The organism is Kineococcus deserti (genome assembly GCF_050871945.1).
GTDB lineage: Bacteria > Actinomycetota > Actinomycetes > Actinomycetales > Kineococcaceae > Kineococcus.
The window spans coordinates 13,122-34,602 of the sequence record NZ_JBJLSI010000045.1; the positions used below are offsets into that span (position 1 = coordinate 13,122).

Here is a 21,481-nt window from a genome sequence, read left to right on the forward strand (position 1 = left end):
CCGTCGAGGAAGGACCCACCCATGAGTTCCACCCCCACCACCACGACGGGAAACCGCCGCAGCGTCGACATCGGCGCCCTCCTGCTGGAGGGCCGCGCCTTCCTGGCCCTGATCGTCATCTTCGTGATCTTCACGGCGCTCGCCCCCAACTCCTACCCGACGGTCTCCAACGTGCTGGTGATGTCCTCGCACGTCGCGATCTACGCGCTGCTCGCGATGGGGATGCTGCTGGTCATCCTCAACGGCGGGATCGACCTGTCGGTCGGTTCGACGCTCGGCATGTCCGGGATGATCGCCGGCTTCCTCATGAAGGGTGTGAACCTCTCCCCCTTCGGCATCGACTCCACGCTGTTCCCGCCGGTGTGGGTCGTCGCGCTCGTCTCCATCGGCGTCGGCGCGCTCATCGGCCTGGTCAACGGCGTCCTGGTCGCCCGGTTCAAGGTCGCCCCCTTCGTGGCGACCCTGGGCATGCTCTACGCCGTGCGCGGTCTGGCCTCGCTCATGACCAACGGCCTGACCTACAACAGCTTCGGCGGCGACGAGGCGCTGGGCAACACCGGTTTCGACTGGCTGGGGTTCAACCGGATCGCGACGGTCCCGATCGGGGTCATCGTCATGGTCGTCGTCGCGCTGGTCCTCTCCGGCGTGCTGAACCGCTCGATCTTCGGCCGCTGGCTGTACGCCTCGGGCGGCAACGAGCGGGCCGCGGAACTGTCCGGCGTGCCGACCCGCCGGGTCAAGGTCTGGGTGTACGTCGTCTCGGGCGTCACCGCGGCCATCGCGGGCCTGATCCTCACCTCGCAGCTCACCTCGGCCGGGCCCACGGCCGGCACCACCTACGAACTCACGGCCATCGCCGCGGTCGTCATCGGCGGCGCCGCCCTCTCCGGCGGGCGGGGCAACATCCGCGGCACCCTGCTCGGCGCGTTCGTCATCGGCTTCCTGTCCGACGGCCTCGTCATCGTCGGGGTCTCGGTCTACTGGCAGACCGTCTTCACCGGAGCCGTCATCGTGGCGGCCGTCCTGCTCAACTCGGTGCAGTACAAGGGCAGGCGGAAGGTCGCCGGCGGTGGTGGCGGCGCCGGGGACACGGCCGCCGCCCCACCCGCCGCACCGCAGTCCTCGGCGTCGACGTCCGCCTGAGCCACCCCACCTCCACCCCACCACCCACCGCACCAGCACCGCTGGAGCACTTCGAAGGGAAACTCCATGAAGCGTCGATCGCTCTTCACGCTGGCCGGCACCACCGCCGCCGCGCTCGCGTTGGCCGCCTGCGGGGGGTCCGACGGCGACACCGCCGGCAGCAGCTCCTCCGAGTCCGGCGGATCGTCGGCCGGTGGGCTCATCACCATCATCGTCAACGACCCGTCGAACCCGTACTGGACGGCCGAGGGCGACACCGCCAAGGCCGCCGCGGAGGAACTCGGGTACACGGCGACCGTGGCCGCCCACCGCGGCGACACCAACACCGAGAGCCAGCTCATCGACACCGCCATCTCCAACAAGTCGGTGGCGATCCTGCTGGACCCGGCGAACGCCGACGGTTCGGTCGGCGCCGTGAAGAAGGCCGACGCCGCCGGCATCCCGGTGTTCCTCGTGAACGCCGAGATCAACCAGACCGGGATCGCCAAGGCCCAGCTCGTCTCGAACAACGCCCAGGGCGCCGCGCTCGGCGCGCAGCAGTGGGCCCAGCTCGTCGGCCAGGACGCGCAGTACGCCGAGTTGCTGGGCGCGCCCAGCGACAACAACGCCGCCACCCGGTCCAACGGCTACAAGACCGTGCTGTCCCAGTACCCCGGCTTCGTCAAGGCCGCCGAGCAGGTCGCCAACTGGGACCGCACCGAGGGCCACGACAAGATGCAGGCGATGCTGCAGGCCAACCCGAACCTCAACGCCCTGATCTCCGGCAACGACGAGATGGTCCTCGGCGCCATCGCCGCGCTGCAGGAATCGGGCCAGATCGGTCAGATGAAGGCCATCGGCGGTTTCGACGGTTCACCCGACGCCGTCGACGCGATCAAGGCCGGCACCTTGTCCTACACCGTGCTGCAGCCCGTCGTCGTGTTCTCCAAGGAGGCCGTCAAGCAGGCCGACGCCTACCTGAAGAACGGCGAGACCGGCGTCGCGGAGGAGAAGCAGGCGTTCGACTGCGTCCTGATCACCAAGGACAACGTCGACCAGTACACCGCGCCGTTCACCATGTCGGAGTGAGGCCGCACGACGGTCCGGGCCAGGACCTCCTGGTGGACTGACCGACGCACACCCACCGGACCCCGCCGAGCGCGGGGTCCGGTGCTGCACACGACCCCGCACACGCCGAGGAGGACGGGTGCCGAACTCGGAGCGGTTCCCGCTGGCGCTGGCGCACACCGCCGCGACGCTGTACTACCTGCAGGACGCCACCCAGGCCGAGATCGCCGAACGCATCGGCACCTCGCGCGCCACGGTCAGCCGGCTGCTGCGCGAGGCCCGCGACCGCGGCCTGGTGCGCATCGAGGTCCTCCCGCTTCCCGCCCAGGACGCCGGTGACGTCGCCGAGCGCCTGCGCGCCGCCCTGGGGCTGCGGCAGGTGTCGCTGTCCCCGCCGACGGCGTCCGCGCACGTCGCCGAAGCCGTCTCCCCCGTCGTGAGTCGGGCGCTGACCGACGTCGGGCTGGGGTCAGGGGACGTGCTGCTGGTCTCCTCCGGGCGCACGGTCTACGAGATCACCCAGCGGGAACTGCCGCACCTGCCCGGCGTCGTCGTCGCGCCGATGGTCGGCGGTCAGGACGAACCCGAGGCGTGGTACCAGACGAACGAGATCACCCGCCGGATCGCCGAGGGCATCGGCGGAACCCCGCGGTTCCTGTTCGCCCCGGCGTTCCCGGGCCGCCGGCTGCGGCGCAGTCTCGTCGCCGACGCCGAGTTCCAGCGGTTCGCGAAGTTGTGGGCCGACGCCCGGTGCGCCCTCATGGGCGTGGGCGCTCCCCCGCTGCAGCGGGAGTCGATCCCCTCCTTCGTGCCGACCGGCGAGGCGCCGCTGCGGCTCGCCGTGGGGGACGTGGCGTCCCGCTTCTACGACGCCGCCGGGTCCGAGGTCTCCTACGCCGGGGCGGACCGGCTCATCGCCATCCCGTTCGACGTGCTGGGCCGGGTTCCCGTCCGCATCGCCGTCGCCTACGGTGCCCTCAAGATCCCGAGCATCGTCGCCGGTGCCCGGGGTGGCCACTTCACCCACCTCGTGACCGACCCGGCGACGGCGGCGGGTGCGCTCTCGACCCTGGAGGAACGACCGTGACGCTTCCCGACAGCTTCGACCTCGCCGGCCGCCGGGCGCTGGTGACCGGGGCGACGCAGGGGCTGGGGACCGACCTCGTGCACACCCTGGCGGCCGCCGGGTGCGACCTGGTGCTGAGCGCCCGCAACGCCGACGCGCTGAAGGTCCTCGCCACGACGGTGGCCCGCGACCACGGCGTCCGGGTGCAGGTGGTCCCGGCCGACCTGGCCGACGCGGCCGACACCGAGGCGCTGGCGAGCGCGGCCCTGGCGGCCTTCGACGGCCTCGAGGTGCTGGTGAACAACGCCGGGATCTCGCACCCGCAGATGGCGGTGGACGTCGACGCCGCCACGTGGGACCTGACGATGGCCGTCAACGTGCGCGCACCCGCGCTGCTGGGGTCGCGGATCGGGCGGGCGATGGCGCAGGCCGGTCGCGGCAGCATCGTCAACGTGTCGTCGCTGGCCGGTTCGCTCGCGCTGGCCGAGCACTTCGCCTACTCCTCGAGCAAGGCGGCGCTGCTGATGGCCACGAAGGTGCTCGCGCTCGAACTCGGGCCGTCGGGGGTGCGGGCGAACTCGGTGAGCCCGACCGTCGTCATGACCGAGATGGGCCAGCGCGTCTGGGGCGAGCAGACCAAGGCGGCGCCGATGCTGGCGCGGATCCCGCTGGGCCACTTCGCCCAGCCCGCCGACGTCAGCAACGCCGTGCTGTACCTGGCCTCGGACGCGTCGGCGATGGTGAACGGCGTGGACCTCAGGATCGACGGGGGTTTCGCCGTCGCCTGAGCACCGGCCTCAGCGGCTCGCCGGGCTGACCTCCCGCCAGGTGGCCAGGGTGGTGTCGTCGAACTGGTCCAGCACGGCGGCCAGTTCCCCCGCCCGCAGGTAGGAGGGGTTGCTGCCCGCGGCCATCCGCACGACCTCGGCCGCCGCGAACCGGTCGTCGGCGACCAGGACCGGCCGCGGCACCGCGTGCTGCAGCGGGTGGAACTCGACGAGCACGCCGTCGTCGGCGTCGGGGACGTCGGCCAACCGCCCCACCGCGCCGACGCCGGGCGAGTCCGGTCCGCTGATCCACAACAGGCACGGCTGCCCGGGAGCCATGAGGGACAGGCGGTAGCTGCGGCGCAGGCAGCGACGGATCACCTGCGGTCCGGAGCCGGTGAGGTCGGCGGGCCAGCCGGCCGACTTCACGAGCCAGCAGGCCACGTCGTCCACCGTCAGCCGTCCCACGGCTCCATCGTGCCCCAGGCTCCCGGCCCCCACACGTGCAGAACCCCCTCCGGCCGGAGCCGGAGGGGGTTCGGGGCGCGGTGCGTCAGTGCACTTCCTCGACGCGGCCGTGGGCCTTGTGCAGCTGCGGCACCTTCAGGAAGGAGACGAGCACGAACGCCACGGCGTACAGCGCGACGAACGCCCACACGACGGCGACGTTGCTGCCACCGGCCTGCAGGACGGCCCACACGACGGCCGACCCGAGGAAGGTCGCACCCCCGGCCGCGGTCGTGTACATGGCCATCGCGGCGCCCTTGTGGTCGGGGGCGAGCGCGGGCATGATCGCGCCCATCGGCACGAAACCGGCGAGCAGCATGCCGAAGAGGCAACCGGCCAGGACGGACACGAGGTACCCCCAGTCGCTGCCGGCCGGCACGAGCTGCGGGACGTACCACCACAGCAGCAACCCGCACGCCGAGCCGACGATGCCGAACCACTTCACGGTGCGCTGCCAGCCGATGCGGTCGCCGATGGCACCGAACACCGCGTTCACCAGGATGTTCGTCGCGTAGACGGCGACGGTCATGATGAGCCAGCGCGACTGGCCCCAGCCCCGCTGGTCGGCGATCACCGCAGGCAGGATGATGAACATCCCGAACTCCGGAGCCGTGTTGATCAGGCGCACCAGGAAACCCGCCGCGATCTTCGGCCGGGTGAACGTCAGCCGCAGCCCCGACGTCAGGACGCGACCGGCGCTCTCCCCCGCCGGCGCGATCCGCCGGTCGCCGCGGGGATCGCGCACCCCGATCCAGGCGATGAGGAACCCGGCGACCACCAGGGCGATCGAGGCGACCATCGAGCCCGTCTCCCCCCGGGTCCCGCCGCCGAACACGGGGATGGCCCCGACGGCGAACAACGACCCGAGCGTGGGCAGGCCACCGGTGAAGGCGACGTAGAACCAGCCGACGGCGGCACCGTTGCGTTCCGGGGTCGTCGTGATGTTCACCCACACCAGGAAGGCGAAGGCGAACAGCGGGAACCCGAACCCGCGCAGCGCGTAGGCGACGGCGGTCAGGGCGAAGTTCTCCGCCTGCAGGCCGAGGAGGAACACCGCCTCGAAGACGACCCAGACGGCGAAGCCGAGCGCCATGACGCGCCGGGGGCCGAACAGGTCGGACAGGGCACCCGAGACGTAGCTGCCGATGAGCACGCACAAGCTGTAGTACGTGATGATGCTGGCGACCGCCGCTTCGGGACGGCCCAGCACCTCGACCATGTGCGGGGTGAGGAAGTTCGATTCCACCCCGTTGCCGGTCATGAAGACGAGCACGCCGAGGAAGCCCCACCGCAGCACGGGTGGGATTCCCAGGCGTTGCAGTCGACCCTCCGGCGCGGCCGCCGTGGCGGCGGTTCCGGACATCAGGATCCCTCCAGATCAGAGCTTGTCGGCGACGGTGCGGGTGACCAGGGCCAGCGAGATCGCACCCGCGTCGGGGTGGCCCAGGGACCGCTCGGCCAGCGGCCGGGCCCGCCCGATCTGCGGACGCAGGTCCTTGGTGGCCTCCGCCGCCGCGGTGGAGGCCTGCGCGGCGGCGGTGAAGGCCGTCTTCAGGTCCTCCCCGGCCGCGACCTGCTCGGCCAGCTTCTCGGCGAAGGGCACCTGGGCATCCAGCATCGTCTTGTTGCCCACCCGCGCCCCGGCCAGCCGCATGACGGCCTCCACCGAGGCGGTCGCGCCCTCGGCGACCTGCTGGGCGCTCGGGGTGCCGGCATCACCGAGCTTGTCGGCGAAGGCGTGCAGCAGCACCCCCCAGATCACCCCGGAGGTGCCACCGGCGCGGTCGGCCCAGGCGCCCCCGGCCGCGGACAGCGTGGCGCCGGCCCCGGCCCCGGCGTCGGCGGCGGCGCGGGCGGCCTGGGCGGCGGCGACCGAGCCGTTGACCATGCCGGTGCCGTGGTCACCGTCACCGGCGATGGCATCGATGCGGCCCAGTTCGGCCTCGGCGTCCTGAAGGACGTCGCGCACGGCCTCGATGAGTTCGGCGACCTTGCGGCCGGCCTGCTGCGCGGCCTCGGGGGTGCCGGAGTAGTCGGCGACCTCGTCCTCGGGCACCACGTAGACCGGCGCCGGGGTGGTTTCGATGACCGGGCCGATGGACACCGCCGGGCACTGGGCCGGGGCGGTCCACAGCCTTTCCAGCTCCTCATCCAGCCACGTCACGGTCAGCGAGGCGCCGGCCATGTCCAAGGAGGTGACCAGCTCACCGACCTGCGGGGCCACGATCTGGTAGCCGGCCTGGCGCAGCCGCTGGGCGATGGGGCCGTAGAGCAGGAACAGCTCTTCGTACTTGGTCGAGCCCAGGCCGTTGACCAGGACGGTGATCTTCCCGCCGTGGCCACCCTCGGCGCCGACGCCTTCGGGCTTGCCGGCCAGGACCTTGTCGACCAGCAGGTCGGCGATCTCGGAGGGCGTGCCGATGGGTTCCTCGCTGATACCCGGCTCGCCGTGGATGCCCAAGCCGACGCCCATGTGGCCTTCGGTGACGGTGAACAGCGGCTCGCTCTCCCCGGGCAGGGTGCAGCCGGCGAAGGCGATGCCCATCGAGCGGGTCACGTCGTTGGCGTGGCGCGAGACGCGCACGACGTCGTCGAAGGAGTAGCCGGCCTCGGCCGCCGCGCCGGCGATCTTGAAGGCGACCACGTCGCCGGCGATGCCGCGACGTTCACCATTGGCGCCTTGGCCCTCGGAGGCGACGTCGTCGGTGACCACGAGCAGTTCGGCCGGGATGCCCTCGGCGCGCAGCCGTTCGGCGGCCAGGCCGAAGTTCAGGATGTCCCCGGCGTAGTTGCCGAACCCCAGGACCACGCCCCCGCCGCGGTGGGCGGCCTTGGCCACGTCGTAGACCCAGCGGGTGGAGGGGGAGGCGAACACGTTGCCGCACACCGCGCCGTCGGCCAGGCCCGGCCCGACGTAGCCGGCGAAGGCGGGGTAGTGCCCCGAGCCGCCGCCGACCACGACGGCCACCTTGCCCTCGGGGGTCGCGGTGGAGCGAATCACGCCGTGGGGGACGGGCTGGACGTACTGCGAGTACAGGTCCACGAACCCCGCGACGGCCTCGTCCACGAACGTCGCCGGGTCACCGAAGATCTTCGTCACGCCGAACGCCCCGGGACGAGCGAGACCTTGACGGAGTTCGCCGAGTCGGCGACGAGGTCCAGACCCTTCTGGAAGTCCGCCAGCGGCAGCTGGTGCGAGCAGATCTCGTCCAGCGGCAGCCGGCCGGAGGCGATGAGCTTCAGCGCCGCGGGCCAGGTGTTCTGCCCGAGGTGGGCGCCGAGGACGTTGAGTTCCTTGTCGTCGCTGATGATCGACCAGTCGACCGAGACCGGGTCCTTGAACACCGAGTACTCGACGAACGTCCCGAGCTTGCGCAGCAGGTTCAGCCCCTGCGCGACCGCGGACGGGTGGCCGGTGCCCTCGATGTAGACGTCCGCGCCGTACCCGTCGGTGAGCTTCTTGACCTCTTCGACGACGTCGACCTCGGTGATGTTCAGCGTCACGTCGGCGCCGCACTTCCTGGCCAGTTCCAGCTTCTGCGGCAGCGCGTCGAGGGCGATGATCCGCTTCGGGAACTTCGCCGCGGCACCGGCGATCATGCCCAGGCCGATGGGGCCGCAGCCGGCGACGACGACCGTGTCGTCGAACCGGATGTCCGCACGCTCGACGGCGTGCAGTGCGCACGACAGCGGCTCGGCGTAGGCGACCTGCCACGGCGGGATGTCCGAGGGCGCCTTGTGGACCAGCGCCTCCTTCGGCAGGACGAGGTACTCGGCCATCGCCCCGGGGGTACGGCGCTTGAAACCGAACATGTCGTGCGGCTGGCACATGTGGTAGTCGCCGCGGTTGCAGTAGCGGCAGTCCCAGCACGGCACGATCTGCTCGGCGACCACGCGGTCACCGACCTGCACACCCCAGCGCTTCGCTGCCTCCTCGTCGATCGACTCGATCCGGCCGGTGAACTCGTGCCCCGGCACGACGCCGGTCTCGGTCCACGCCGGGCGGTTCTCGTCGCCCCAGAACTTCGCGGCCCCGTGGTAGCACTTCAGGTCGCTGGCGCAGATGCCCACGGCCTCGACCTTCAGCAACGCCTCGCCAGGCCCGGCCACCGGGATCGCGATCTCCTCGAGCCGGTAGTCCTCCGGCCCGTGCACCACGACGGCCTGCATCGTGCCCGTCATCTTCTGCCCCCTCGCAGTTCGCCCGATTCCTCGATCGGTCCCATCCTCGATCCGGCGAGAGCGTACGGCGACCTCAGCACAGATGTCCAGCACAGATGTTCAGGTGAGCCGGGGGTCGCCGCGACCACCCGCTGGGTACGGTGATCGGGATCAGGGAGGTGGACGGTGGCCAAGGCAGACGGCCGGTTCCCGCTCGCGCTCGCCCACACGGCCGCGACGCTGTACTACCTGCAGGACGCCACGCAGGCCGAGATCGCCGAGCGGCTCGGCACCTCGCGCGCCACGGTGAGCCGGCTGCTGCAGGAGGCCCGCGACCGTGGCCTGGTGCGCATCGAGGTGCTCCCCCTGCCGGAGGAGGACCCCGACGACCTCGCCGAGCGGCTGCGCCACGCCCTGGGGCTGGACGCCGTGTGGCTGTCGGCCACCACGAGCGCGGCCCACGTCGCCGAGGCCGTCTCCCCCGTCCTGTCCCGCGTCCTGGAGGGCCTGGGACTGGTCGAGGGCGATGTGCTGCTCGTCTCCTCGGGGCGGACCGTCTACGAGATCGCGCAGCGCGAACTGCCCCGGCTGCCGGGGGTCCTGGTCGCCCCGATGGTCGGCGGGCAGGACGAACCGGAACCCTGGTACCAGACCAACGAGATCACCCGCCGCATCGCCGCCGGTCTCGGCGGCAGCCCGCGGTTCCTCTACGCCCCGGCGTTCCCCGGCCGCGCGCTGCGCCGGAGCCTCGTGGCCGATGCGGAGTTCAAACGTTTCGCCGCACTGTGGGACACCGCCCGCGTCGCGGTCATGGGGGTGGGAGCGCCTCCGCTGCAACGGTCCTCGATCCCCAGCTTCGTCCCCACGGCGGCCGCCCCGCTGCGCGGGTCCGTGGGCGACGTGTCCTCCCGGTTCTACGACGCGGCCGGCCGGGAGATCGCCTACGCGGGTTCCGACCGCCTCATCGCGATCCCGCTCGACGTCCTGCGTCGGGTGCCGGACCGCATCGCCGTCGCGTACGGGGACCTCAAGGTGCCCAGCGTCCTGGCCGGCGCCCGCGGCGGGCTCTTCAACCACCTCGTCACCGATCCCACGACGGCGACGCACCTCCTCGACGCCGGCGCCGGTGCCTGATCACCGAAGTGCTTGACCACCGTGATCAAGCACTTCGGTGATCAAGCACTTCGGTGATCGAGCACCTCGGTGATCGAGCACGGCTCCGGTCAGCCGAGAGCGCGGTCGGGTGCGGCCATGTCGCCGGTCGCGGGGATCCCCTCGGCCAGCGCGTAACGCAGGTGGACGGCGCCCCGGGGACCGGCCACCGGCGGTTCGAGCAGGGTGAGGTTCGTCGGGACCTCACCCCCGTCGAAGACCTTCTTCCCGGTGCCGAGCACGATCGGGTGGATCCACAGGTCGATCCGGTCGAACAGCTTCTCGCGCAGCAACGTCTGCACCAGGTCCAGGCTGCCGACGACCTTGACGTTCTCGTGCCGGTCGCGGACCTCGCGCACCGCGGCGGGCAGGTCCGGGCCGAGCTGGACCGACCCCGCCCACGACAGCTCCGGCGTGCCCCGGGAGGCCACGTACTTCGGGACCTCGTTGAACAGGGTGGCGATCCGGTCGTCCGGCCCACCCTCCTGGTGCGGCCAGTAGGAGGCGAAGATGTCGTACGTCCGCCGGCCGAGCAGCAGCGCGTCGGTGCCCTCGTAGGCGGCGGCGACCTGATCGCCGGTGACGTCGTCGATCAGCGGCGCCTGCCAGCCGCCGAACGGGAAGCCGTGCGACGGGTCCTCCTCCGGCCCGCCGGGCGCCTGGCCGACCAGGTCGAGGGTCGCGAACAGTTCCAGGTGGATCAGGCCCATGTCTCCTCCTGCTGCTGGTGGGTCCGGTGGCGTCGGCCGGTGGACCCGCGCGGGCGGGCGGATTCATCGCTGCGACGGTCCGGACCAGGTCCGCGGCGACGAGCACCTCCCGTCCGCGGGCGCGCAGCCTCCCCGCCGGACGGCGCCCACGCCTCACCCGCGGTCGACGACTCCCCGCTCCCAGCGCCACCCGTCCCGGCCCGCGAGGCGGACGACCGCCCAGCCGTACCCCTCGACAGGGCGACCGTCGGCGCACGCGCGGTCGCTGACCAGGTCGTGCCCCGGCCCGGTGACCGTCACCGGTTCCGCGGTGTGGTTCAGCACGAACAGGTAGTCGTGGTCGGCGCCCCGCCGGACGACGACCTCGATCCCGGCCGGCGGCGCCTCCCCCAGCGGCGGGGTCACCTGCGCCTGGCCGGCCAGGTCCCTCAGCCAGCGCCCGAGGGAGTCCGGGTCGAGGAACGTGGAGACGTAGTGGGCGGCGCCGGACCCCACGGCGTGGCGGGTGCGGGCGGGGTTCCCGGCGAGGTCGCCGTCGAGGTAGGTGCCCAGGACCTCGGCGCCGGTGCTGGTGGACCGTTCCGACCAGGTGCCGCCCGTCCCCCGGCCGTCGGCCAGTTCCAGGCCGACCTGGTCCGCCGCGTCGAGGGGGTGCAGTTCCTCCACGCGCAGGCCGAGCAGGTCGCGCAGGCGTCCGGGGTACCCACCGGGAGCCACGTGCAGGTTCTCGTCGGCGTAGCCGGTGAACGGCCACACGGCCAGGTGACCACCGCCACGGACGTACGCCTCGAAGTTCGCCACGGTCGCGTCGTCCACGGCGTACAGGCTCGGCACCAGGACCAGGCGGTACCGGCCCAGCGGCGCGCCGGGGGCGACGAAGTCCACGGGGATCCCGGCGTGCCACAGGGCGCGGTGCGTCGCCCGCACGGTCTCGGAGTAGTTCAGCGCCGCGCTCGGCAGGTGCTCGACCTCGGTGGCCCACCAGCCCTCGGCGTGCCAGACGATCGCGACGTCGGCCTCGACGACCGGCCCGGTCGCCGGGGGCTGCGCCACCTCGCGAATGGCCTCCAGGGTCCGGCCCAGGGTGGTGAAACCCTCGAAGCTCGCCGACTCGGCCCCCACGTGCGGGACGATCCCGCCGTGCCAGACCTCCGAGCCGGCGGCGGGGGCGCGCCACTGGAAGAACAGCGCCCCCTGGGACCCGCGGGCGACGTAGGACAGCGAGTTCCGGATCACCCGGTGGGTCGCCTTGTGCACCCGGCGGTCGGGCAGCGTGGAAGAGATCGAACTCTGCTCCATGAGCAGCCACGGGGCACCGTGCCCCCACGAGCGGGACAGGTCCGAACCGTAGGCGGCGTGGGTCTCGCCGTCCGGCCCGTCGGTGTCGAGGTAGTGGTCCATGGACACCAGGTCCAGCGACTGCGACCAGCTCCACTGCTCCAGGTGGTTCCACGTCGGCAGCATGAAGTTCGTGGTGACGGGCACGGTCGACCCCGCCGCCAGGACCTCCTCGCGTTGCTCGCGCATCGCGGCCAGCATCTCGTCGGACATGAAGCGGCGGTAGTCGACGGACTGGGTGGGGTTGGCCAGGTACTGGGTCCGCCGCGGCGGCAGCACGTCCTCCCAGTCGGAGTAGTTCTGGCTCCAGAACGCCGTGTACCACGCCCGGTTCAGCGCCTCGAGGGATCCGTACCGCTGCCGCAGCCACCGGCGGAACGCGGCCGCCGCGTGCGGACCCCAGTCGTAGCTGCCGTACTCGTTGTGCAGGTGCCAGCCCAGCAGGGCGGGGTGCGCACCGTACCGGCGGGCGAGCTCGGCCGTGATGCGCCGCGACGCCCGGCGGTAGTCCGGGGAACTGATCGCGTAGGTGTCGCGGCTGCCGTGGCTGAGCCGCACCCCGTCCGGGCCGACGGGCATCGCGTCGGGGTACGCGCGGGTGAACCACGGCGGCGGGGACGCGGTCGGGGTGGCCAGCAGGACGCCGATGCCGTTCGCGTGCATCAGGTCCATGACGCGGTCGAGCCAGCCGAACTCGTACCGGCCCTCGGCCGGTTCGAGCACCGACCACGAGAACACCCCGACGGTGACGGCGTTCACCCCCGCGCGGCGCATGAGCGCCACGTCCTCGTGCCAGACCTCCTCGGGCCACTGCTCGGGGTTGTAGTCGCCGCCGAAGAGGAAGCGGTCGGTGGGCAGGCGTCGTTCGGAGGTCACGGTGTTCCCTGGGTGTGTCGAGAGGGGTGGGACGTCAGCCCTTGAGGCCGCCGCTGATGAGGTCCATCCGCCAGAACCGCTGCAGGAACAGCAGCAGCGCGATGAGCGGGACGATCGAGACGGCGGCGCCGACGATGGCCAGCGAGTACAGCGCCGGTTCACCCGAGCCCTTGGCCAGCAGCGAGTACAGGCCCACGGTCAGCGGGTACCGGCTCTCGTCGGAGAGCATGATGAAGGGCAGCAGGAAGTTGTTCCAGATCCCGACGAACTGCAGCATGAAGATCGTCACCATGCCCGGGACCATCATGGGCAGGCTGACCGAGGCGAACGTGCGGAACTCGCCTGCCCCGTCGAGCCGGGCGGCCTCGAGGGTCTCGTCCGGCACGGTGGACATCGCGTAGACGCGCGCCAGGTAGATGCCGAACGGCGAGATGATCGAGGGCAGCAGGACGGCCCAGTGACTGCCGGCCAGGCCGATCTTCGACATCAGCAGGTACTGCGGGATGGCCAGGGTGATGCCGGGCAGCAGCACCCCGCCGAGCACGGTGTAGAAGGCGACGTTGCGACCACGGAACCGGAACTTCGCCAGGGCGTAGCCGAACATCGTCGACACGACGACCGACAGCAGCGACCCGACGCCGGAGTACAGCAGGCTGTTCAGGGCCCAGAGCCCGAACTGCCCGTCGCCGTAGGCGAACAGGTCGCGCAGGTTGCCGAACAGGCCGGTGCCCGGGGCGAACGTGAACGTCGAGAACAGTTCGGCCGGCGACTTCGTCGAGGCGACGAGAACCCACGCGACGGGTACGAGGCAGTACAGCGCGCCGAGCAGCAGGACGGCGGTGGGCAGCCAGGGCCGGCGCGGGCGGTCGGCTCGCGTGCCGGTGGGGCGACCGGTCGTCGCCGGGGACAGGTGCGCGATGGTCATCAGGAGTCTCCGAAGGCACGCTTCTGGGTCGCCCGCAGCAGCACGGCCGACAGCACGAGGGTTCCGACGGCGAGCAGGACCGAGGCCGCCGAGGCCAGCGGCAGGTCGTCGCGGGAGAAGGCGTCGCGGTAGATGGTCATGAGCGGAACCCACGTCTGCGAGATGCTCGTCGTCATCGGGCGCAGCGTGGTGGGCTCGCCGTAGACCTGCAGGGTGCCGATGAGCGAGAACAACCCGGTCAAGACCAGGGCGGGCGCGACGAGCGGCACCTTGACGCGCAGGGCGATCTGCAGTTCACCGGCGCCGTCGAGGCGGGCCGCCTCGTACAGCTCGGCCGGCACCCCGCGCAGCGAGGTGTAGATGATGATCATGTTGAAGCCGACACCGCCCCAGATCGCGATGTTCGCGACCGAGGCGAACAACGTCCCGCCCTGCAGGAACGGGATGCTGCCCAGTCCCAGGGCCTGCGTGACGTCGCTGAACGGCGACGTCGTGGGCAGGTAGAGGAAGCCCCACAGCAGCGAGGCGATCACCCCGGGCACGGCGTACGGGATGAAGATGGCGGTGCGGGAGAACCGCTTGGCCCGCGTGGTCGTCGCGTCCAGCAGCAGCGCGAACAGCAGGGCCAGGCCCAGCGTCAGCGGGATGGCGATCGCGCCGTAGACCAGGAGGCGGCCGAACCCGGCGAGGAAGTCGGCGTTCGTCACGGCCGCGACGTAGTTGTCCAGGCCGACGAACACCTCCTCGCGACGTCCGAACGGGCCCCCGCCCTCCAGGCGCAGGCCGCGGGTGCTCAGGTAGACGGCGTAGACCATCGGCACCAGCAGGAACAGGACGAACAGGACGAGTCCTGGGGCCATGAACAGGTAGGGGGCCGGGTTGCCCCGCCGGCGCCGGCGCACGGCGGGTGCGCCGGTCGCCGCGACCGCGGTCGAGGTGGTGCTCACGGGTTCCTCCGAATCCGGGTGCTGGTGCTGGTGCCGGTGGTCTGCCGCGCTCAGCCGGCGCTGACCTCGAAGCCGGTCTTCTCCATGTCGGCGACGACGGCGTCCTGGGTGGCCTGCAGCGCGTCGGTCAACGGCGCGCCGTTGCTGACGGCCGCGTTCATGGCGTCCTGGAACGCGCTGTTGGCGACGTTGACGTTGGGGCCCCAGCTGATCTGCTCCACGGTGGAGGAGGAGATGGTCTTGGCGACCTGCCAGAAGTCGGCCTGCTGCGGGGACAGCAGCGGCGGGTCGCTCTCCAGGGTCAGGTCCTGGCCGACGAGGGAGGCGGGGTACTGGCCGGCCTCGATCTGCGCCGCCGCACCCTCCTGCGAGGAGTTGATCCACGCGGCGAACTCGGCCGCGGCCTCCTTGTGCTCGCTGGAGGTGGTCACGACGACCGACGAGCCGCCCTGGAAGGCGACGCGGTCGTCCCCGGCGGTCCACTGCGGCATCGGGGCCAGCGCCCACTGCCCGGCCTGCTCGGGGGCCACGCCCTCGATGACACCCGGCGCCCACAGGGCGGCGGGCCAGGCCAGGACCTTCCCGGCCGACAGCTTGGCGTTCCACTCGGGGGTGAGGATGGGTTCGGCGTCGACGACGTCGCGGTCGACGAGGTCCTGCCAGAACGTGGCGACCTGCTGGGAGGTCTCGTCGGCGATGTTGACCGTCCAGGCGTCACCGTCGACGGTCCACCACTGCGAGCCGGCCTGCTGCGCCATGGCGGCGAAGAACCCGAACTGGTCGGGGGCGAAGGTGGCCAGCGTGGCCTGCGGGTCGGCCTGCTTGACCTGCTCGGCCGCGGCGGCGAACTCCTGCCACGTGGTGGGGACGGCGAGGCCGAGCTCGGCGAACCGGGCTTGGTTGTAGACGAACGCCTGCGGGCCGACGTCCTGCGGCACGCCGTAGACGGCCCCGTCGAACTCGACCTGGCTCCACACGCCGGGGTTGAACTGCGAGGACAGGTCACCCACCTGCTCGGTGATGTCCTCGGCGACGCCGCCGACGATCATCGCCGGCAGGGTGTCGTACTGGACCACCGCGACGTCGGGCGCGTTGCCGGCGCGGGTGGCGGTCAGCAGCTTGGCGGAGGAGTCGGTGGACCCGCCCGCGTCGGTCTTCTCGACCTGGACGTCGGGGTGGGCGGCGTTCCACGCCTCGACCATGCCGTCCTGGGCGGTGCCCCAGGCCCAGTAGGTCAGGGTCACCGGGCCGTCCCCGGCGGCGGTGCCCGACTCCTCGCCGGAGGAGCAGGCGGTGAGCGCCAGCCCCAGGGTGGCGGCGGCCAGGATGGCGGGAAGTCTGCGACGCATCACATCTCCTTCGACGTGGAGTAGTCACTGAGAGTGACGACTGAGGGGAGCGGCCGCAGAGCAGCGACCGGCGTTCCGGCAGTCTCAGCAGTCGGATGCATCGTTGTCAACCGGGACCGTGATCGATCCCATGAGCCGTGGGATCGATCACACCGGTAGTGTCGCGGGCGAGCTCCTCCTCGCGGGTCCTCCCGGGCGATGCTTGTGACGGGACCTCGCGACCCTTACTCTGCGTGCGCACCCCGACGAGCGTGGCGCGAGCCCGGAACGAGGACGGACGACGATGAGGTTCACCGACGGCTACTGGATGCCGCGTGCCGGCTTCACCCCGCTGAAGGCCGCCGAGGCCTACGACGTCGACGTGCGCGAGGGGCCGGACGGCCCGCAGCTGGTGGTCACCGCACCGACCAGGGTCATCGAGCGGCGCGGGGACACCCTGAACCGCACGGTGCTCACGGTCGTCTTCGACAGTCCCGCCGAGGGGGTCGTCCGCACCCGCATCAGCCACCACGACGGTGGCCTGCCCCCGCGCCCCACCTTCGGACTCGCACCCTCGGCCGGGCACGACGTGCAGGTCGGCACCGACGCCGGGAGCGGCTGGCTGCGGTCGGGCCGGCTCACCGTCCGCGTGCGCCGCGGTGCGCCGTGGTCGGTGGAGTACCTCGACGGCGAGGAGCTGCTGACCCGCAGTCAGGGCGGCAGCGTCGCGTACGTCGAGGAGGCCGGCGGCGGCCGGTACGTGCACGAGCAGCTCTCGCTCGGTGTCGGCGAGCACCTGTACGGCCTCGGGGAGCGGTTCGGCGCCTTCGTCAAGAACGGGCAGACCGTCGACGTCTGGAACGCCGACGGCGGGACCTCCAGCGAGCAGGCCTACAAGAACGTCCCGTTCTACCTGTCCGACCGCGGGTACGGCGTGTTCGTCGACCACCCCGAGCAGGTGTCGTTCGAGATCGGCTCGGAGGTCGTCTCGCGCACGCAGTTCTCGGTCGAGGGCGAGTTCCTGCAGTACCTGGTCATCGCCGGTCCCGAACCCAAGGACGTGCTGCGCCGCTACACCGCGCTGACCGGTCGACCGCCGCAGGTCCCGGCCTGGTCCTACGGCCTGTGGTTGTCGACGTCGTTCACGACCTCCTACGACGAGACGACCGTCATGTCGTTCATCGACGGGATGGCGCAGCGGAACCTGCCGTTGAGCGTCTTCCACTTCGACTGCTTCTGGATGCGTGAGTTCAACTGGTGCGACTTCGAGTGGGACCCCCGCACGTTCCCCGACCCCGAGGGGATGCTGCGCCGGCTGCACGATCGTGACCTGAAGGTCTGCGTGTGGATCAACCCCTACATCGCCCAGCGCTCCCCCTTGTTCGCCGAGGCCGCCGCGCAGGGCTTCCTGCTCCAGCGCACCGACGGCAGCGTGTGGCAGTGGGACATGTGGCAGGCCGGCATGGGTCTGGTCGACTTCACCAACCCTGCTGCGCGGCAGTGGTTCCGCGGCCACCTGGACCGGCTGCAGGACATGGGCGTCGACTCGTTCAAGACCGACTTCGGCGAGCGGATCCCGACCGAGGACGTCGTCTGGCACGACGGTTCGGACCCGCAGCGCATGCACAACTACTACGCCCAGCTGTACAACGACTGCGTCTTCGGGGCCCTGCGGGAGCGTCGCGGCGCCGGCGACGCCGTCGTGTTCGCCCGGGCGGCGACCGCGGGCGGTCAGCAGTTCCCCGTGCACTGGGGCGGTGACTGCTACTCCACGTTCGAGGCGATGGCCGAGACGCTGCGCGGCGGGCTGTCGCTGGCCGCCAGCGGTTTCGGGTACTGGAGCCACGACATCGGTGGGTTCGAGGGAACCCCGGACCCGCGCGTGTTCAAGCGGTGGCTGGCCTTCGGGCTGCTGTCCTCGCACAGCCGGCTGCACGGGTCGACGTCCTACCGGGTTCCGTGGGCGTTCGACGAGGAGGCCGTCGAGGTCGCGCGCCGGTTCACCGAGCTGAAGATGTCGCTCATGCCGTACCTGCTCACGGCCGCCGGCCAGGCGCAGCGAGTGGGCACCCCCGTCATCCGGCCGATGTTCCTGGAGTTCTCGGGCGACCGCGCCGCGGCGACGCTGGACACCCAGTACATGCTGGGTCCGGACCTGCTCGTGGCCCCGGTGTTCTCCGCCGACGACCGCGTCGCCTGCTACGTTCCGGCCGGTCGCTGGCACTCGCTGCTGACGGGCGAGGAGGTGCCCGGTGGCCGCTGGATCGAGGAGACGCACGACGTCTTCTCGCTGCCGCTGCTGGTGCGGCCCGGCACCGTCCTGCCCGTCGGCGCCCGCCGGGACCGTCCCGACTACGACTACGCGGACGGGGTGGAACTGCGCTGCTTCGCCCTGCAGGACGGCGCCCGGGTGCGCGTCGAGGTGCCGGACACCGACGGCGCGGTCGTCGCCACCTTCACGGTGACCCGCGAGGGTGACCGGCTCGTGGGCGAGCGGTCGACGGGCGAGCAGGCGTGGTCGCTGTCGGACGGCACCCGGCCGGGGACGGCCGCGCACGCGGACGCGTCGACGTCCCGCCTCGAGGTGCAGCTGCCGTCGGCCTCGTGAGCGAGGTCGTCGCGGCACCCGGCGTTTGCGCGGGAGGCGCCCCCGGCGCCACCATCGAGCCGGTCGCCGACGGTGCGGCCGGTGCGCGCGAGAACGGAGCAGGGGTGTCGGTCGAGGGTGCCCCGCGTCCGCCCGGGCGCCGTCCCACCATCACCGACGTCGCCCGGCAGGCCGGGGTGTCGCGCGGCACGGTCTCGCGCGTGCTCAACGACAGTCCGCAGGTGAGCGCCGACACCCGCGCCGCGGTCGAGCAGGCCGTGGCCGAGACGGGGTACCGCGTGAACACCCTGGCCCGGGGACTGCGGACGGGCTCGACGCACCGGGTCGCGTTCCTGCTCAACGAGGGGGTCTCGCGCCTGTTCGCCCACCCCAACCTGCCGGTCATCGTGCAGCACTGCTCCGACGCCCTCGGGGCCCGCGGGTCGTCGATGCTGCTGCTCATGGCCGGTTCGGAGGACGAGCGGCGCCGGGCCATCGAGTTCGTCGACGCCGGCGCCGTCGACGGTGTCCTGGTCCTGTCCTGGAACGCCGACCCGGACATCCTCACGAGGCTCGAGGCCACCGGGGTGCCCACCGTCAGCTGCGGGGCGCCCCGCGGCTACGACGGTCCCATCGCCTGGACCGGCGCCGACGACCGGCAGGGCGCCGCCCGCGCCGTCGAGCACCTGCTGTCCATCGGCCGCCGGAACCTGGTGGCGATCACCGGCACCGACGACCTGCCCGGCGGGGACCAGCGGCGGGCCGGGTTCCTCGACGTCGTCGGCGCGGACGTCGACCCGCGGCGGGTGCAGGCCCGGCCCGACACCCGGGACGCCGCCGAGGAGGTCGTGGCGACCCTGCTCGCCGACGTGCCCGACCTCGACGGGATGTTCTGCGGCAACGACGTCATGGCCGCCTGGGCGGTGGAGGCGTTGCAGCGCAACGGCCGCCGGGTTCCGGACGACGTCGCCGTCGTGGGTTTCGACGACAGTTCCGCGGCGCTGTCCTCCACTCCCCACCTGACGACGATGCGCCAGGACTTCGAGGCCATCGCCGGCACGATGGTGCAGTTGCTGTTCGAGCTGCTCGAGGGCCGGCCGCCACGGTCGGTCGTCGTCCCGACCGAACTCGTCGTGCGTGGTTCGACGGTGGGCTGAGCCCCGACGTCGCCGGCCACCCGCCCCCACGGTGATCCACGTGACCCGTCAGGTGCGGGTGCGGCGCTCGAGTTCCGACAGCCGGTGCTGCAGGTCGGCGGTCGCCTCGTGCAACCTCCGGTAGGCCGGGTACAGCCCGGCGTAGACCTCCGCCGCCTCCGGGTCGGGTTCGGTCGCCGACTCCACGCTGTTCCAGGCCTCGTCGACCCCCACGGCGCCGAGCGCGACGGCCGCGAACTTCGCATCGCCCAAGCAGGCGCCGATCCGCTCGGCGGGCAGTTCCTGCCGCAGGCCGGTGACGTCGGTGACGATCTGCGGCCACAACGCCGACCCCGTCCCACCGCCGACCGCGACGACGCGGCGGATGTCGACGCCCGCCGCCCTGATCTCGTCGATGTTGTGCCGCACCCCGAACGCGGTGGCCTCCAGCAGCGCGCGGTCCACCTCACCGCGCGTGGTGCGCAACGTCAGGCCCAGCAACGCGCCGCGGGCGTCGGCGTCGGCGAACGGCGTGCGTTCCCCGGCGAAGTACGGCAGCGCGATCAGCCCGTTGGCCCCGGGCGGCGCGGCGGCCGCCTCGGCCACGAGGTCACCGACCGCGGGGGAACCGATCGTCTCGCGCCACCACTCCACCGCGCTGCCGGAACTGGCCATGCCCGCGGCCAGCGTGCTCTGCCCGGGCCGCACTCCGGCGGTTCCCCACAGCGAGGGGTGGAACCGGGGGCCGTCGGTGACGGCGATGAAGAACGTCGTCGACCCGTACATGACCATGAGGTCGCCCGGCTGCCCGACGTCGACGCTCTCGGCCTCCGCCCACGCGTCGCAGGTGCCGGCGGCGACAGGAGTCCCGACGGGGATGCCGGTCACCTCCGCCGCCTGCGCGCTCACCGCGCCGACGCGTTCGGACGGCCAGGCCAGGCGGGGCATCGGCAGCCCCTTGGCGATCTCCTCGCAGCGGTCCTCGATCCACGCCGCCTCGTGCCGGTCGTACAGCGGGGTCGACTGGCTGGCCGAGTGCTGGTCGAGGACGTACTCCCCCGTCAGCCGGAAGGCGAGGTAGGAGTTCGACATGAAGAAGTAGCGCGCCCGGGCGAAGACGTCGGGTTCGTGCCGGCGCAACCACTCGAGCTTGCCGCCGGCGGCCTGGGTGGACATCCGCGAACCGCAGCGGCGCAGCAGGTCGTCGGCGCCGTAGCGCTCCTCGAGGTCGGTGGCCTCGGCGACCGAGCGGGTGTCGACGCCGTACAGGATCGCCGGGCGCAGCGGCCGGCCGTGCGCGTCGGCGAGCAGGACCGTGGGACCGATGCCGCTGGTGCCGACGGCGACGACGCGGCCGGCGGCGACGTCGTCGGGGTCGGCGGCGCGGTGCGTCAGTTCACGGGCGATGGCGCAGAAGTCGTCCCACCACACGGCGTCGGCGTCGTGCTCGACGTAGCCGGGGCGGGGGGTGGTGGTGCGGCGGGTGCCCGGCTGCGGTCCACGGGAGGCGCGGGCGACGACGCGGCCGTCGAGGGTCGTCAGGACGCCCTTGCTGCTGCCGGTCCCGACGTCGACCCCGAGCACCAGGTCCCGAGCTGCCGCCACTGCACCCGCCTCCTCGCGCCGCTCCGTCGCCGCGCATCCTGCCACCCCGCGTGGAGCGGGAGACGGGAAGGGGGCGGGGGGGGGGGGGGGGGGGGGGGGGGGGGGGGGGGGGGGGGGGGGGGGGGGGGGGGCCGCCCCCCCCCGCGCGGCCGGCCGGGCGGGGGCGGGCGGGGGGCCCCTGGGCAG

Annotated in this window: 17 protein-coding genes; 7 read left to right on the forward strand and 10 right to left on the reverse strand. The window is 72.2% G+C overall.

Annotation, left to right across the window (positions count from 1 at the left end):
• Nucleotides 1–21 precede the first annotated feature (21 nt).
• From ACRYR2_RS22900 to ACRYR2_RS22915, 4 genes are all read left to right on the forward strand, one after another.
• Nucleotides 22–1,143 (forward strand): ABC transporter permease, encoded by a 1,122-nt coding sequence (locus tag ACRYR2_RS22900; RefSeq protein WP_432565203.1) that lies wholly within the window; start codon nt 22–24, stop codon nt 1,141–1,143.
• Between the two features lie 66 nt (nt 1,144–1,209).
• On the forward strand, nt 1,210–2,211 hold the full coding sequence (locus ACRYR2_RS22905) for a D-ribose ABC transporter substrate-binding protein (RefSeq protein ID WP_432565204.1): 1,002 nt from the start codon (nt 1,210–1,212) through the stop codon (nt 2,209–2,211).
• A gap of 118 nt (nt 2,212–2,329) precedes the next feature.
• Nucleotides 2,330–3,277, forward strand: coding sequence for a sugar-binding transcriptional regulator (locus tag ACRYR2_RS22910; protein ID WP_432565205.1), 948 nt, complete (start codon nt 2,330–2,332; stop codon nt 3,275–3,277).
• On the forward strand, nt 3,274–4,044 hold the full coding sequence (locus ACRYR2_RS22915; protein WP_432565206.1) for an SDR family NAD(P)-dependent oxidoreductase: 771 nt from the start codon (nt 3,274–3,276) through the stop codon (nt 4,042–4,044). The genes ACRYR2_RS22910 and ACRYR2_RS22915 overlap by 4 nt, the downstream gene beginning before the upstream one ends.
• 9 nt (nt 4,045–4,053) lie before the next feature.
• Here the strand turns inward: ACRYR2_RS22915 and ACRYR2_RS22920 are convergent, their stop codons facing one another.
• From ACRYR2_RS22920 to ACRYR2_RS22935, 4 genes are all read right to left on the reverse strand, one after another.
• Nucleotides 4,054–4,491 carry a hypothetical protein gene (locus tag ACRYR2_RS22920; RefSeq protein ID WP_432565207.1) on the reverse strand — a complete coding sequence of 146 codons (438 nt, stop codon included), beginning with the start codon at nt 4,489–4,491 and terminating at the stop codon, nt 4,054–4,056.
• 85 nt (nt 4,492–4,576) lie between these two features.
• On the reverse strand, nt 4,577–5,893 hold the full coding sequence (locus ACRYR2_RS22925; protein ID WP_432565208.1) for an MFS transporter: 1,317 nt from the start codon (nt 5,891–5,893) through the stop codon (nt 4,577–4,579).
• Nucleotides 5,894–5,908: 15 nt separating this feature from the next.
• Nucleotides 5,909–7,630 carry a dihydroxyacetone kinase family protein gene (locus tag ACRYR2_RS22930; RefSeq protein ID WP_432565209.1) on the reverse strand — a complete coding sequence of 574 codons (1,722 nt, stop codon included), beginning with the start codon at nt 7,628–7,630 and terminating at the stop codon, nt 5,909–5,911.
• Complete coding sequence (locus ACRYR2_RS22935) at nt 7,627–8,712, reverse strand: zinc-binding dehydrogenase (RefSeq protein WP_432565210.1); 1,086 nt, start codon at nt 8,710–8,712, stop codon at nt 7,627–7,629. Before ACRYR2_RS22935 ends, ACRYR2_RS22930 begins: the two co-directional genes overlap by 4 nt.
• Before the next feature lie 165 nt (nt 8,713–8,877).
• Here ACRYR2_RS22935 and ACRYR2_RS22940 point away from each other — a divergent pair, with 165 nt between their 5' ends.
• Entirely contained in the window at nt 8,878–9,825 is a 948-nt protein-coding gene (locus tag ACRYR2_RS22940; RefSeq protein ID WP_432565211.1) for a sugar-binding transcriptional regulator, read from the forward strand.
• Nucleotides 9,826–9,914: 89 nt separating this feature from the next.
• Here the strand turns inward: ACRYR2_RS22940 and ACRYR2_RS22945 are convergent, their stop codons facing one another.
• The 5 genes from ACRYR2_RS22945 to ACRYR2_RS22965 form a co-directional block, all read right to left on the reverse strand.
• Entirely contained in the window at nt 9,915–10,553 is a 639-nt protein-coding gene (locus tag ACRYR2_RS22945; protein WP_432565212.1) for a dihydrofolate reductase family protein, read from the reverse strand.
• 153 nt (nt 10,554–10,706) lie between these two features.
• Entirely contained in the window at nt 10,707–12,767 is a 2,061-nt protein-coding gene (locus ACRYR2_RS22950; protein WP_432565213.1) for a beta-galactosidase, read from the reverse strand.
• A 34-nt stretch (nt 12,768–12,801) separates the two neighbouring features.
• Nucleotides 12,802–13,692, reverse strand: coding sequence for a carbohydrate ABC transporter permease (locus tag ACRYR2_RS22955; RefSeq protein WP_432565214.1), 891 nt, complete (start codon nt 13,690–13,692; stop codon nt 12,802–12,804).
• Entirely contained in the window at nt 13,692–14,639 is a 948-nt protein-coding gene (locus ACRYR2_RS22960) for a carbohydrate ABC transporter permease (protein WP_432565215.1), read from the reverse strand. The genes ACRYR2_RS22955 and ACRYR2_RS22960 overlap by 1 nt, the downstream gene beginning before the upstream one ends.
• A 50-nt stretch (nt 14,640–14,689) precedes the next feature.
• Nucleotides 14,690–15,988 carry an ABC transporter substrate-binding protein gene (locus tag ACRYR2_RS22965; RefSeq protein WP_432565216.1) on the reverse strand — a complete coding sequence of 433 codons (1,299 nt, stop codon included), beginning with the start codon at nt 15,986–15,988 and terminating at the stop codon, nt 14,690–14,692.
• A gap of 283 nt (nt 15,989–16,271) precedes the next feature.
• Between ACRYR2_RS22965 and yicI the strand changes: the two genes are divergently transcribed.
• On the forward strand, nt 16,272–18,575 hold the full coding sequence (gene yicI / locus ACRYR2_RS22970; protein ID WP_432565217.1) for an alpha-xylosidase: 2,304 nt from the start codon (nt 16,272–16,274) through the stop codon (nt 18,573–18,575).
• Nucleotides 18,572–19,711: a LacI family DNA-binding transcriptional regulator gene (locus ACRYR2_RS22975; protein WP_432565218.1), complete on the forward strand. Its 1,140-nt coding sequence runs from the start codon at nt 18,572–18,574 to the stop codon at nt 19,709–19,711. The genes yicI and ACRYR2_RS22975 overlap by 4 nt, the downstream gene beginning before the upstream one ends.
• A 48-nt stretch (nt 19,712–19,759) precedes the next feature.
• On the opposite strand, the gene ACRYR2_RS22980 is transcribed toward ACRYR2_RS22975, so the two are convergent.
• On the reverse strand, nt 19,760–21,295 hold the full coding sequence (locus tag ACRYR2_RS22980) for an FGGY-family carbohydrate kinase (protein WP_432565219.1): 1,536 nt from the start codon (nt 21,293–21,295) through the stop codon (nt 19,760–19,762).
• Nucleotides 21,296–21,481 lie beyond the last annotated feature (186 nt).